Source organism: Nocardioides agariphilus (genome assembly GCF_015352445.1).
Classification (GTDB): domain Bacteria; phylum Actinomycetota; class Actinomycetes; order Propionibacteriales; family Nocardioidaceae; genus Nocardioides; species Nocardioides agariphilus.
The window spans coordinates 1-13,231 of record NZ_JADKPO010000053.1; the positions used below are offsets into that span (position 1 = coordinate 1).

Consider the following 13,231-nt stretch of genomic DNA (forward strand, 5'->3'; position numbering starts at 1 on the left):
TCCTCAACCAGCGGGCGGAGTGGTTTCGAGACGGTTGCTGCGCAGCCTCCTCAACCAGCGGGCGGAGTGGTTACGAGACGGTTGCGCCCAACCTCCTCAACCAGCGGGCGGAGTGGTTTCGAGACGGTTGCTGCGCAGCCTCCTCAACCGGCGGTGGGGGTGGTTACGAGACGGTTGCGCCCAACCTCCTCATTCCGCGGGCGGAGTGGTTTCGAGACGGTTGCTGCGCAACCTCCTCAACCAGCGGGCGGAGTGGTTTCGAGACGGTTGCTGCGCAACCTCCTCAACCAGCGGGCGGGGTGGTTTCGAGACGGTTGCTGCGCAGCCTCCTCAACCAGCGGGCGGGGTGGTTTCGAGACGGTTGCGCCCAACCTCCTCAACCAGCGGGCGGGGGTGGTTTCGAGACGGTTGCTGCGCAACCTCCTCAACCAGCGGGCGGGGGTGGTTTCGAGACGGTTGCTGCGCAACCTCTTCAACCACGGACTGGTGCCGGCGCCGCGACCAACGCGACGCTGGTGACCGGAGCGAAGCACTCCTGCATGGTCTCGCTGGGCATCTGGGGCTCGAACACCCAACCGTCGCCGCTCGGGGTGGCGATGACGGCCTCGGGGACGTCGCAGCCGATGGCGACGACGGCTCCCCACACGGCGTACCCGTCGGGGATGGTCGCGGCCTCGATCGCGGATGAGATCTTCTCCGGCAGGCTCCCGCGCTGGAACTGGCCGGTGAGCTCCTGCCGCGAGGCGTCGTCGTCCATCCGTACCGCGTGGACGTCGACCTCGCCTCCGGCCGCGGTCTCCGAGACGATCGCGATGGTCATCGGTTCGGTCGGGGCAGGGTCCGAGAAGGTCGGGCTCGGGGTGGCGTGGTCGGTGGCCGTGCTCGACCCCGAGTCGGCACAGCCGACGAGCGCGAGCACGCACAGGAGCAAGAACGGTCCGAGAAGGCGCCTCATGGCCCTGGGACGGTAGCCGACCGGCGAGGGTTCCTAGCCCTCGACAACCTGGCCCTTGCCCAGGATGGTCAGACCGTCCTCGACGATGAAGCCGCGCGCGCGGTCGGCGTCGTGGTCCAGGCCGATGCGCACGCCCGCCGGGATCTCGACCGACTTGTCGATGATGGCGTTGCGCACCACGGCGCCCGCGCCGACGTGCACGTCGTGCATGAGGACGCAGTCGGAGACGATGGCGCCGTTGTCGACGCGGACAGCCGGCGAGAGAACCGAGCGGTTGACCGTACCTCCGGTGATGACGACACCGGGCGAGAGCAGGGACTCGTCGGTGCGCGACGGCTGTCCGTCAGCGCCCTGGCCGACCTTGACCGGAGGCTGAGGACCGTACGACGTGTAGATCGGCCAGTCGAAGTTGTAGAGGTTGAAGATGGGCAGGGGTGAGACGACGTCCATGTGGGCGGCGTAGTAGGACGCCATCGTCCCCACGTCGCGCCAGTAGCCACGATCGCGGTCCGTCGAGCCGGGCACGTTGTTGTCCTTGAAGTCGTAGACGCCGGCCGCGCCCTTCTCGACGAACGCCGGCACGATGTCGCCGCCCATGTCGTGCTTGGAGCCGTGCAGCGTGGCGTCAGAAGTCACCGCATCGACGAGTGCGTCGGCGTCGAAGACGTAGTTGCCCATCGAGGCGAGCACCTCGCCCGGACTGTCAGGCAGGCCCTGCGGGTCCTTCGGCTTCTCGAGGAACTCGCGGATCGAGTTGGGGTCGTGGGGGTGCACGTCGATCACACCGAACTGGTCGGCCAGCGAGATCGGCTGCCGGATCGCCGCCACGGTGCACGCGGCCCCGGACTCGATGTGCTGGTCGACCATCTGCGAGAAGTCCATCCGGTAGACGTGGTCGGCACCGACCACGACCACGATGTCGGGACGCTCGTCGTTCATCAGGTTCAGCGACTGGAAGATCGCATCGGCGCTGCCGAGATACCAGTGCTTGCCGACGCGCTGCTGCGCCGGGACCGGGGCGACGTAGTTGCCCAGCATCGTCGACATCCGCCAGGTCTGGGTGACGTGACGGTCGAGGCTGTGCGACTTGTACTGCGTCAGCACCACGATCTTGAGGTAGCCGGAGTTGACCACGTTGGACAGCGCGAAGTCGATCAGCCGGTAGATGCCCGCGAAGGGCACCGCGGGTTTGGCGCGATCGGCGGTCAGCGGCATCAGTCTCTTGCCCTCACCGCCAGCGAGCACGATGGCGAGCACGTTCTTGCGGTGCCTGATCGTCTGGGTGGCGGCCATGTGGTCAACGTAGCCGCTGCCCTGCACCAGTCGGGAGGGGTAGTTTCAGCAACGTGCGAGTCGACGTGGTCAGCAAGGAGTACCCACCGGAGGTCTACGGCGGAGCGGGGGTCCATGTCGCCGAGCTCGTTCGCGCACTCCGCGCCATCGACGGGCTCGACACCCGGGTGCACGCGTTCGGCAAGCCGCGTGACGAGGCCGGCACCACGGCGTACGCCGATCTCGACGAACTGGCGACCGCCAACGGCGCCCTCAAGACGATGGGCGTGGACCTGGCGATCGTGCCCGGCTGCGAGGGCACCGACCTCGTGCACTCCCACACCTGGTACGCCAACTTCGCCGGCCATGTCGCGTCGCTGCTCTACGGCGTGCCTCACGTGATCACGGCCCACTCGCTCGAGCCCCTGCGGCCGTGGAAGGCCGAGCAGCTGGGTGGCGGGTACGCCGTGTCCTCCTGGGTGGAGAAGACCTCCTACCTCGCAGCGGCCAGGGTGATCGCGGTATCCGCGGCCATGCGCGACGACGTGATCTGGGCCTATCCCGACATCGACCCCGACAAGGTCAAGGTCGTGCACAACGGCATCGACACCGACGACTGGTCCCGCCGGGACGACCCGGACCGCGTGCGGCAGCTGGGAGTCGACCCCGACCGGCCATCGGTCATCTTCGTCGGGCGCATCACCCGGCAGAAGGGTCTGCCGCTGTTCTTGCGGGCTGCCGCGCAGCTTCCGCCCGACGTGCAGCTGGTGCTGTGCGCCGGCGCGCCGGACACCCCCGAGATCGAGGCCGAGGTGGTCGGTCTGGTCGAGGAGCTGAAGAAGGACCGCACGGGTGTGGTCTGGATCCGCGAGATGCTGCCGCGTGCCGACGTGGTCGCCCTGCTGTCGACCGCGACGGTGTTCGCCTGCCCGTCGATCTATGAGCCGCTCGGCATCGTCAACCTCGAGGCGATGGCCTGCGAGACAGCCGTCGTCGCGACCGCGACAGGCGGCATCCCCGAGGTCGTCGTCGACGGCCAGACGGGACGCCTCGTCCCGATCGAGCAGGCGACCGACGGCACCGGCACGCCCCTTAACCCCGAGCAGTACGTCGCCGACTTCGCCGCAGCCCTCAACGAGGTCGTCGCGGACCCGGATCGTGCGCGCGCCATGGGACAGGCCGGACGTCGACGCGCGATCGAGGACTTCTCCTGGGCGGCGATCGCCGAGCAGACGCTGGCGATCTACCGCGACGCCGTCTGATCGCGCCTAGCTGGGCTCGACCGTCGTCAGCACCTTGCCGTCGAGATCCCCGATGACGTAGCCCGACTCCCCCTGGTCGTTGCTCACGTAGACCATCACGTGTGGCGTGCCCTCGATGATGTCGCGGTCGTAGATGACGTACGTCGTCACGGTGCCGGTGAGCCCGAACGCCCTGGCCTTGCGCACCAGCGCCATCACCCGGCCCGGCCGGAGCTCGGCCAGGTCGACGGGCGCGGTGTCCTCGGTGTCGGTCATCGCGTCACCGAACTGGTCGAAGACCCCGTTGCTGTAGTTGACGACGGCGACCCCGTCGCCCTGCGGCACCCACGACACGACGTACCCGTCATAGAACACGGTCCGCTCGACGTCGGTCCCCCCGAAGGCCTCGCCGAACGACCCGACATAGTCGCGGATGCCGGCCGCCGTCAGCTCGAAGGGCGGCCCGGACGCAACGGGTTCCTCGGTGACGAAGTCGCTGCCCCCGGTGTCGGAGGACGCGAAGATGATCACGCCCGCCGCGACGGGGACGATGATGAACAGCGCCACGATCAGCGCGCACCCCATGGCCAGCTTGCGTCCCGCTGCCGGTTTCACGGTCAAGCCAGTCCCGGAGGCAACCTTCTTGGTGGTGCTCGGCGGCGGACCGTAGAGATCGGAGGGCACGCCGGCGACCGGCCGGGTGGAGCCCGGAGCGTAGGGATCAGCAGGGACGGTCGGGCTTGTCGGGCTTGGCGAGCTAGTCGAGCTTGTCGACGTGGTCGAGCCTGTCGAGACCACCGGCGGGACGACCGCGGTCGGCGGCACCGCAGCGGGCGCCGAGACGAGGTCGCGGGTCAGCGCGACCAGTTCGCCGACAGTGGCAGCCGACCGCACCCGCTCGACGCGGAGGTCGCGATCCTGCTGGCTGATCTGACCGCTGCGAAGTGCGGCATCGACGACGTACGTCGCGCGGTCGCGGTCACGGTCCTTCACCCGGGCCTGCGGGTCCCCGTCGAACACGGGCACAGGCTAGTGCCAGGTCGCCCGCAGGATCGGGAGATCAGCCGGCCGGGACCAGCGAGCCGAGGCGGATGGCCGCGGGGTAGGCGATCGCCGTGGAGTCGGGGTCGCCGACGACGGCCACCCGCGTGTGCGAGCGCACCCAGTGGCGGTAGCCCAACGAAGACAGCGAGATGTAGCCGAACGCCCGCTCGCGCAGCGCCCGCTCCAGCAGCAGGCTGACGCCGTCAGCGATCAGGAGGCCGTGCACCTCGGCGTCTCCGAGCTTGTCCGGCTGGCTGGCCAGCTCGGCACGCAGCCAGTCGACGTGCGTGGCCAGCTCGTCATGGGCGTTGTGGCCCACCGCCGTCGTCTTGTGCTGGATCACCAGCCAGTCGCCCTTGGCCACGGTGTCGCCGTCGGCAGTGATCCGGGCGATGAGGTCGGGCCGTCGTCCGTCGTCGAAGGAGTGGACGCGCCCGTCGATCCCGTCGTCGTGCGAGTCGGCCACGCGAGCGGCGTAGCCGTAGCGGCCGAGCATCTCGAACCGGTCGAGCAGCCAGCCGCGGAAGGCCTCGCGGCTGCCGGTCGGCTGCACCTCGAAGTCCCTGGTGTCGTTGCCGTGGTCGGCAAAGGTGCTCAGCCACGCGTCGAGCAGCCGCAGGTAGAGCTCGGCGTCCTCGTCGGCGATCGCGAGCCGGTCGAGCACCTTGGCCAGCAACCCGAACTTCCCGACCACCGGGTAGGCCTCGATGACGTCGACCGGCAGGCGCAGCTGGTCGGCGAGCTCCTGCGGCGCGACGTCGACGCTCTCAGGCATCGCCCAGCGCGGATCCTGCAGGCGCATCATCAGCCGGTCGAGGACCGGGCAGCCGAAGCGTCCGATCATCAACGGCGGTGCGATCACCGAGACGTCGTCGGTGACGTGCTCCTCGACGATCTCCTGGATCACCTCGACGAACGCAGTCGCGTCGTGGGCCGTGACGCCCACGGCCCTGACGAGGTAGTTGACGATCTGAGTCTGGTCAGCCACGCGTGTGCCCTTCCCCCCAAGGAATGTGCTAGTGAGTCTAGGGAGGGCCCTGGGGTACCTCTAGGTGCGCGAAGGGAGGTCCAGACCGGAATTTGGGTTAAATCTGCGCCGTTTCGGACCGCAGGGGGCCGACTTGTCGTACTACGTCGGCCGAGCTTGTCGCCGCCTCTACGCTCGGGGGCGTGCCGGACTACGGACATCAGCTCGAGTTCGGCGTCTTCCTCACCCCCGACGCGTCGTCCGGTCCGCGGGTGCTCGAGCTGGCGCAGCTGGCCGAGGTGCTCGGCTACGACCTGGTGACGGTGCAGGACCATCCCTACCAAGCCCGCCACCTCGACGCGTGGACCCTGCTGTCGGCGATAGCGGCCCGCACCACGGCCGTGCGGGTCGCACCCAACGTCGCGAACCTGCCCCTGCGCCCACCTGCGGTGCTGGCCCAGGCCGTCGCGACCCTGGACATCCTCAGTGACGGCCGAGCCGAGCTCGGGCTGGGTGCGGGTGCCTTCTGGGACGCGGTCGCCGCCGTCGGCGGGCCCCGTCGCACACCTGGTGAGGCCGTCCAGGGACTCGAGGAGGCGATCGCGATCATCCGCGGCGCCTGGGGTCTGGGCGCGAACCGCACCGTTGACGTCGCCGGGTCGATCTACCAGGTCAAGGGCATGCACGCCGGCCCCGTCCCGCTCCACGACGTGCAGATCTGGCTGGGCGCGCTCAAGCCGCGGATGCTGCGCCTGACCGGCCGGCTCGCCGACGGCTGGCTCCCCAGCCTCGGCTACGTCACCGCAGACAGGCTGGGCGAGCTCAACGCCGTCATCGACGAGGCAGCCGAACGAGCCGGCCGCCCCGCCGCCGCCGTGCGCCGGATGCTCAACGTGTTCAGCGGTCACGAGTACCTCCGCGGCTCCTCGACCCACATGGCCAAGCGCCTGGCAGCGCTCACCCTCGAGCACGGCACCAGCACCTTCATCCTCGGCTCCGACGATCCCGACGAGCTGGCCCGCTTCGCCGAGGAGGTGATGCCCGCCGTCCGCGACCTGGTAGACGCGGGCCGCAGCCACACGGTGGTCGAGCCTGTCGAGACCACCCCGGAGCCATCGGTGGTCGAGCCCGTCGAGACCACACCCCCCCACCGCCCACCCCTGCCCGCCCCGACTCCCGACAACGGCGCTCGCCTGTCGGCATCGATGCCGTGGGACGAGGCGTCGCGGCCGACGTACGCCGGCCCGCAGAGTGCGTCGTACCCGAACGCCGCCGTCCCCCAGCACCTCGTCGACATCCACGACCACCTGCGCTCCGAGCTGGCCACGGTGCGCGACCTGGTCGACCAGGTCCGGCACGGTTCGGTCAGCATCGGCGCAGCCCGCTCGGTGATCAACACCATGACGATGCGGCAGAACAACTGGACGCTCGGTGCCTACTGCGAGTCCTACTGCCGCATCGTCACCGGCCACCACACGCTGGAGGACCGCAGCGTCTTCACGCACCTGCGGCGCAGCGAGCCGGACCTCGCTATGGTGCTCGACCGCCTACAGGAGGAGCACGTGGTCATCCACGACGTCCTGGAGCAGGTCGACGACGCACTCGTCGGCCTGGTGGGCGCGCCTTCTCAAGGAGCGGAGGCGATCTCGGCACTCGACGAGCTGCAGCGCGCCCTCGACCTGCTCACCGACACCCTGCTCTCACACCTGGCCTACGAGGAGCGTCAGCTGATCGAGCCGCTGGCACGCCATGGCTTCGGCTAGGGAGAGCTCAGGTAGGCGGCTCGGGTCGAGCCTGGTCCGAGGTGCCACCGGCCCACTGCTGGTAGGCCTCGACGGTCGTCGGCAAGGTGGCGAAGATGCGATCCCTCGGCACCTGCCGTAGGAACTGGGTGCTGGCCAGGTCCTCACGCAGCTCCTCCTTCATCCGGGCGATGCCGAGCTCGATGCCCCGGCGGGCCAGCTCCTGGCGCAGCTCCTCGAGAGCGTCGGCAGCCGTGATGTCGACCTCGGAGACTGCCTCGGCGTTGAGCACGAACCAGCGAACCGGCGCGGCCGCGTCGTCGATCGCGCCCAGTGCCCGCTGCCGGAAGTCCTCGGCGTTGGCGAAGAAGAGCGGGGAGTCGTAGCGGTAGATCATCAGGCCCGGCACCACGCTCGCCGATGGGTAGTCGTCGACGTCGTGCATGCCGGCCACACCCGGCACGATCCCCAAGACGGCGTCGTGGGGGCGGGCGACCCGGCGCAGCAGGTCGAGCACCGAGAGCCCGATGGCGGCGGCGATCCCCAGCAGCACGCCGAGCGCGAGCACCGAGACGGTCGTGGCCAGCGCCAGCACCAGCTCGCTGGTGCGGAAGCGACCGAACCGCACCAGCTCGCGCACGTCGACCAGGCGGGTGGCGGCGTAGACCACGACCGCGGCCAGGCCGGCCACCGGGAACGCCGCGAGGACCGGCCGCAGGGTGAGGAGCGCCAGCATGGTGCAGACGACGGTCACCAGCCCTCCGAGCTGGGTGCGCTGCCCGACCGCGTCGCCGATCGCCGTACGGCTGCCGCTGCTGCTCACCGGGAGACCGCCGAGCAGGCCGGCCCCCAGGTTGGAGCCACCCAGCGCGAGTAGCTCGCGCTGGGCGTCGACGGTCTCGCCCTTGCGGGTGGCGAAGGCGCGACCGGTGAGGATGTTGTCGGTGTAGGCGACGAAGGCGATGCCGACAGCCGGGCCGATGAGGGTGGAGAGGTCGTGAGCAGCGACGTCGGGCAGCCCGGGCACGGGGACTCCTGCCGGGATCTCGCCCACCACGGCGATGCCGCGATCACGCAGGCCCAGCAGGGCGACGGCCGCGCTCGCCCCGAGCATGCCGATCAGAGCGACGGGCGCGCGCGGGGCGAGGCGGCTGAGCACGAGCAGCACGGCGAGAGTGACCAACCCCAGCGTCGCCGTGGGCACGTGCGCCCGGTCGAGGTGGGACACGACCTCGCGGACCTCGTCGAAGAACGATGACGCCTGCTCCCGCACGCCGATCAGCTCGCCCAGCTGGGAGGCCGCCATGGTGAACGCGATGCCGGCCAGGTAGCCGACCAGCACGGGCCGCGACAACAGGTCGGCCAGCGCACCCAGGCGCAGCACCCACCCCACCAGGCAGAAGCCACCGACCATCAGCGCCAGCGCCGCAGCGAGCGGGACCCGGTCGTCGCCGACGGCGACGAGCGAGCCCAGGGCCGTCGCGGTCATCAGCGAGGTCGTGGACTCCGGTCCCACACTGAGCTGACGGCTCGAGCCCAGCAGCACGTAGATGCTCAAGCCGCCGACCACGGCCCACAGTGCGGTTTGGGAGGGTACGCCGGCCACCTCGGCGTACGCCATTACCTGCGGGATGAGGTACGCCGTGACCGTGACCCCGGCGAGTACGTCGCCGCGCAGCCACCGCCGCTCGTACCCGGGCACCCAGCCCGGCAACCTCGGCACCGGCACGGCCCTCATGGGCGTGAGGGTAGGCCCCGCCGGGTGCCTGTGGAGGACGACCGACGCCCTCCGGCGTTTCGGGCCAGGCTTCTCGCCATGACCGATCAGACCATCCCGTTTCGTCCCGTCGTCCGTTCGCAGTCCGACCTGCACTCCGTGTGGAACCAGCTCATGGAGCCCCAGACCAGTGAGGGCGGCTTCGGTGGCCACTCGCTGTGGCTGCTGGTGATCGAGGGTGACCGGCCGTTCCCCCAGCTCACCGAGATCACCGAGGCGCTCGAGCCACCGGACGACGACATGGTGACCTCCCTGGGCCACTTCCTCGAGAACCTGTCGGCGGAGGGCCGACGGTTCGCGTTCTTGCGCTCCCGCCCCGGCCACGGCGGCCTGACCAGCGACGACCGGGCGTGGGCGCGCTCCCTCTACGAGGCCGGTCGGCGCGCGGGCGTCCCGCTCGAGGTCGTCCACCGAGCCTGCGACCACGACCTGGTTGCGGTGCCGATGGACGAGGTCGCCTAGTCACTAGCCTGGTGCCATGTCCGCCCGTCGCACCATCTGGAGGCGTGATCGGCTGTTCGTCGAAGCGGTCCTCGAGGACGACGGAGACCTCGTCTTCGAGGGACAAGACCTCAACGGCTGGCTGGGCTACGCCGAGTACGAATACTGGGTGACCGCTCCTGCCGCCCTCGTCCCGCGGGTGGTCGCGGCCCTCGGCGGCTCGCCGGGCGACGACGTCTTGGGCCTGATCGCCGCCCATGCCGAGGAGATCGTGGGACGCGGCGAGTCGACGTGGCTGAAGTCCCTCGGCATCGAACCCGGCATCTCGACTCACTCGACGGACTGAGCGTGATGTCGTGGCGCGGCGTGCTCGACGCCTCCTTGCTCAAGGAGGAGGTCGTCACCCGCAACCACCGACTGGCCGATGCCGCCAAGGCCGGTCGGTGGGCCGAGGTCTTCGAGGTGCTCGACCTGCAGTGGGTCAGCGTCAACCAGTGGCGACTGGGCGGATCGTCGTGGTTCTCCCCGCTCCACCAGGCCGCCTGGCACGGCGCGTCGTCCTCGGTGGTCGCCGGCCTCCTGGAGCGGGGCGCCTTGCGCACCTTGCCGTCGCGCGACGGCCGGACGGCACACGACATCGCTCGCTCCCGCGGTCATCTCCATCTGCTCGACCAGCTCGCGCCTCTTGACTACGGGCTCGGCCAGGATCGAGCCGCCGCCCTCGACGCCGGACTGGCCTCGGTCATCGACGGGCGACTGAGGCTGCCCGGCGGCATCGCCGAGTCCTACGGCAAGCCGCTGGAGGAGTGCCTGCGATATCCGCCCGTCGTGGTGCTGCCCGAGTGCCCCGAGCAGCGGCTGTGGTTCGCCGTCCCCGCGATGTACGGAGGCTTCTCGATCGCTCTGATGAGCGGCCACTACCTCTACGTCGAGTCGTGGATCCGCGTCGTGGGCGACTCCGGCCAGGCGCACGTCATCACGCACGAGGGCGTCACGTTGGTCGACGAAGGGTTCGTCTAGAAACCTCGCTGCCCCAGAGCGCCCGCGGAGATCCTCGAGCCTGCCCTCACGCCGCCCGGCTCGCGCTCGTCTCTGCCAGGCGCGCCAGCCGGGCCGCAGCAGGTTCGGGGGCGAGCTCGGCCCAGCGCAGCCAACGCGAGGGCAGGCCGGGAGTGACGAGCTTGCGCTGCGCCTCGGCGTACGCGTGTGGGTGCAGGACCGCCGCGGCGACATAGGGCGCCAGGTGTTCGCTGAGCCCGCCCTCGGCTGCCCGCCGGAGCACACGGAACGCGGCTCGAGCGACCCGGTCGCGGCACTCACCGGCACCGTCGGCCCGGCGCGAGGCCAGCTCGATCATGGCTCCGCTCGGCACGTCGCTGGCCAGCTCGCGGTCCTCGCTCTCGAGCGCATCGATGGTGAGCCGACCGTCGGCGATCGCCTTGGTCAGCGCGGTGACCCACCCGCCCCCGGTCGAGGCAGCAACCTCCTGGGCGGTCTGCTGGTCGACGACCACCGGGGTGCTGTCGAACATGAGCTCCGGCATCAGCTCCGGCATCAGCTCCGGCATCAGCTCCGGCGACACCCCGCTCGGCACCAACCGGCCCACCAGAAAACCGCCCGGAGCGCACAACATGCCGGCGCCGAGATCGAGCAGAGGCAAGTGCTCGCGGGTCCTGAGGTCGGTGACCACCAACCGGCCAGGCTCGCTCTCCTCGAGGCGCACCCCGCGCATCTGCGCCGTCGTCCACGACCGCGCCCAGTCGGCGTGCTCGGCGAGTCGTCCCGCGGCGATGAAGTCGAGGAACGCACGGAGCCCACCCATCTCGAAGGTGCACACCTGGTGGTAGACCCAGCTCTCACCGAAGACGCTCTTGAGGATCTCCATGGGGTCGCGGCCGTTGTCGTAGGCCGCCTGCATCGCCTTGTCGTAGAACATCTGGATCGTGTAGTCGGCCGCGGCCCGCGTGATGAACCCCGACTCGGTGCCGGCGTCCTCGGCGCGGTTGCACTGGTAGGCCGCCCATCGCGCCCACAGCCACGGCGTCATCTCCTCGGACAGGTCACCCAGCTGCCTCAGCGTGTAGGTGTGCCGGCTGCGGGTGAACATCGGCACGCCGCGGTGGTACTCCAGCGCCGTCTGCGCATCACCGACACGTTCGGCGGCGATGGAGCTCTCCACGAAGCTGAGGTACTCGCGGGTCATCAGGTCGGCGATGCGAGGACCTCGAGAGAAGCCTTGTTGGGCACTGGACGGGGGCTGGGAGTTCCGAGATGTCATGAGGGCAAGGGTTCGGCAGCCGACCATGGATCGGCAACGGGGTCGTGGCGATCTGTGGACAACGTCGTCCGGACGTATCAGAACCGAATCCTGCAGACCCCTGTTCGGCGGGCGCTGCGAGTTGTTCACTGAGCGCTGAGGACACGCGCTTGTGGAGGAACGATGAGCGACGAGACCGGGGCGGTGACCGAGCCGACCGTCGAGGCGACACCGACAGGTTCGACGACGGGGTCCTGGCGCGACATGATCGGGGCCGCCAAGCAACGGGCCAAGGAGCTCACCACCGACCAACGCACCCAAGAAGCGCTGGCCAAGGCGACGGCCAGCGCCCAGTCGGCGTCGCATCACCTCGACGTGACGCGGCGGCGGATCACCCAGGAGGAGTCCTGGGCCGAGGTGACCGTCGCCATCGAGGAGCTGGTGCAGGTCAGCCTCGCCCAACAGCAGCTGATCGAGGGGCTCGTGGCCCGCGTCCAGCAGCTCGAAGAGGGCCACAGCCGGGCATGACCACCTTTGAGTGGACGCGTCCGCCCGCACTCGCCGAGCTGGCGGCGGCGTTGTCCACCGCCGAGGTCGACCGGGAGGCCTGGGCGGACCTGGCTGCCCGCGCCGCGGCCGCCGACACCTTGGTCCGCGTGCAGCGAGAGCTGGCTGAGACGCCGGTCTCCGACGGCGCCGAGGGCTGGCTCACCGACTTCGTGGGGTCCTGGCTCCAGCTCGGCGCCGAGAATCCCGAGGCCACGCAAGCCGCGGCCGGCTTGGTGGCCCAGTTCGGACTGCTGAGCGAGGACCAGCTACAGAGCCTGACCGACTCGGTCGAGTCGACCGCCGAGGAGCTCCACGCTCGCGAGCTCGAGGCCGCGGGCGAGACCCCCGACCCGGAGGCTGCGATGGTGCAGGAGACCGCTGAAGGCCAGTTCGTCCGCGGTGTCGGCTCGACGCTCGCCCGCAGGTCCGGGGTCGGCGGCGTGCCGGGCAACCTCGGTATTGACCTCGGCGTGGCCGGTCAAGCCCAAGCCCTCGCCGGCTCCCTGGTCCCGCTGGGCGGCCTCAACCAGATCCTTCCCGAGGCCGCCTTGATCTCCTTGGCGGCGTCGGCGGGCATGCGCCTGCGCAAGGGCGAGTCGGTGGCCGAGGTCAAGGCGTGGCTGATCGGCGAGCTGTCCACCATCGGGGTCGCCAACGCAGCGTCGGTGGCGGTGCAGGTGCTCAGCGGTCTGGTCGTACTGCGGCCCCTCGCGGTGCTCGGGGTGAAGTGGGGCCGGGCGCGGGCTGACTCGTCTGCCCAGGCGACCGTGTCGATTCGTGCCTCCCGAGAGCGGTTGGCGCCGTTGTTGGTGTCGGCCAGCGCGATCGACTAGGCGGGGCGCCGGTGTCACCGGATGACACCGCAGCCCCGCCTAGTGGGATCGGGACTAGACGGTATGAGGTGACCCGGTCGCTGTGACGGGGTTGCGGGTCGGGGCCTCTCTCACAAATGGTCGTGGGTTACCGAGTAGGGGCTGCCTGCCCGG

At 70.0% G+C, this 13,231-nt stretch carries 13 protein-coding genes; 7 read left to right on the forward strand and 6 right to left on the reverse strand.

Annotated features, from left to right (window positions below; all coding sequences use genetic code 11):
* Positions 1-472 precede the first annotated feature (472 nt).
* Together ISU10_RS22050 and glgC are read right to left on the reverse strand one after the other, a co-directional pair.
* Positions 473-955 carry a hypothetical protein gene (locus ISU10_RS22050; protein ID WP_194698610.1) on the reverse strand — a complete coding sequence of 161 codons (483 nt, stop codon included), beginning with the start codon at positions 953-955 and terminating at the stop codon, positions 473-475.
* 33 nt (positions 956-988) lie between these two features.
* The gene (glgC, locus tag ISU10_RS22055; protein ID WP_194698611.1) at positions 989-2,248 is read right to left on the reverse strand and encodes a glucose-1-phosphate adenylyltransferase; all 1,260 of its coding nucleotides are present in this window, start codon (positions 2,246-2,248) and stop codon (positions 989-991) included.
* 53 nt (positions 2,249-2,301) lie between these two features.
* Between glgC and glgA the strand changes: the two genes are divergently transcribed.
* Complete coding sequence (gene glgA / locus ISU10_RS22060) at positions 2,302-3,489, forward strand: glycogen synthase (protein WP_194698612.1); 1,188 nt, start codon at positions 2,302-2,304, stop codon at positions 3,487-3,489.
* Between the two features lie 6 nt (positions 3,490-3,495).
* Here glgA and ISU10_RS22065 read toward each other — a convergent pair whose 3' ends face one another.
* Both ISU10_RS22065 and ISU10_RS22070 read right to left on the reverse strand, forming a co-directional pair.
* The gene (locus tag ISU10_RS22065) at positions 3,496-4,488 is read right to left on the reverse strand and encodes a DUF1707 SHOCT-like domain-containing protein (protein ID WP_194698613.1); all 993 of its coding nucleotides are present in this window, start codon (positions 4,486-4,488) and stop codon (positions 3,496-3,498) included.
* Positions 4,489-4,528: 40 nt separating this feature from the next.
* A complete protein-coding gene (locus tag ISU10_RS22070; RefSeq protein WP_194698614.1) occupies positions 4,529-5,500 on the reverse strand; it encodes a hypothetical protein in 972 nt (323 codons plus the stop codon).
* 182 nt (positions 5,501-5,682) lie between these two features.
* On the opposite strand from ISU10_RS22070, the gene ISU10_RS24290 reads away from it, so the two are divergent.
* Positions 5,683-7,242, forward strand: a complete 1,560-nt coding sequence (locus ISU10_RS24290) for an LLM class flavin-dependent oxidoreductase (RefSeq protein WP_194698615.1) — start codon at positions 5,683-5,685, stop codon at positions 7,240-7,242.
* A 7-nt stretch (positions 7,243-7,249) separates the two neighbouring features.
* On the opposite strand, the gene ISU10_RS22080 is transcribed toward ISU10_RS24290, so the two are convergent.
* Positions 7,250-8,959, reverse strand: a complete 1,710-nt coding sequence (locus ISU10_RS22080) for a SulP family inorganic anion transporter (RefSeq protein WP_194698616.1) — start codon at positions 8,957-8,959, stop codon at positions 7,250-7,252.
* A gap of 78 nt (positions 8,960-9,037) precedes the next feature.
* Here ISU10_RS22080 and ISU10_RS22085 point away from each other — a divergent pair, with 78 nt between their 5' ends.
* Genes ISU10_RS22085 through ISU10_RS22095 form a run of 3 tightly spaced genes read left to right on the forward strand, consistent with a single transcriptional unit; the run spans position 9,038 to position 10,459 of the window.
* Positions 9,038-9,460, forward strand: a complete 423-nt coding sequence (locus tag ISU10_RS22085; protein ID WP_194698617.1) for a hypothetical protein — start codon at positions 9,038-9,040, stop codon at positions 9,458-9,460.
* A gap of 16 nt (positions 9,461-9,476) precedes the next feature.
* Positions 9,477-9,785: a hypothetical protein gene (locus tag ISU10_RS22090; RefSeq protein WP_194698618.1), complete on the forward strand. Its 309-nt coding sequence runs from the start codon at positions 9,477-9,479 to the stop codon at positions 9,783-9,785.
* A gap of 2 nt (positions 9,786-9,787) precedes the next feature.
* Entirely contained in the window at positions 9,788-10,459 is a 672-nt protein-coding gene (locus ISU10_RS22095) for an ankyrin repeat domain-containing protein (RefSeq protein ID WP_228501731.1), read from the forward strand.
* A gap of 46 nt (positions 10,460-10,505) precedes the next feature.
* On the opposite strand, the gene ISU10_RS22100 is transcribed toward ISU10_RS22095, so the two are convergent.
* On the reverse strand, positions 10,506-11,717 hold the full coding sequence (locus ISU10_RS22100; protein ID WP_194698619.1) for a hypothetical protein: 1,212 nt from the start codon (positions 11,715-11,717) through the stop codon (positions 10,506-10,508).
* Between the two features lie 162 nt (positions 11,718-11,879).
* Between ISU10_RS22100 and ISU10_RS22105 the strand changes: the two genes are divergently transcribed.
* Together ISU10_RS22105 and ISU10_RS22110 are read left to right on the forward strand one after the other, a co-directional pair.
* The gene (locus tag ISU10_RS22105; RefSeq protein WP_194698620.1) at positions 11,880-12,224 is read left to right on the forward strand and encodes a hypothetical protein; all 345 of its coding nucleotides are present in this window, start codon (positions 11,880-11,882) and stop codon (positions 12,222-12,224) included.
* Positions 12,221-13,078, forward strand: a complete 858-nt coding sequence (locus ISU10_RS22110; RefSeq protein WP_194698621.1) for a hypothetical protein — start codon at positions 12,221-12,223, stop codon at positions 13,076-13,078. Before ISU10_RS22105 ends, ISU10_RS22110 begins: the two co-directional genes overlap by 4 nt.
* The last annotated feature ends 153 nt before the right edge of the window (positions 13,079-13,231 follow it).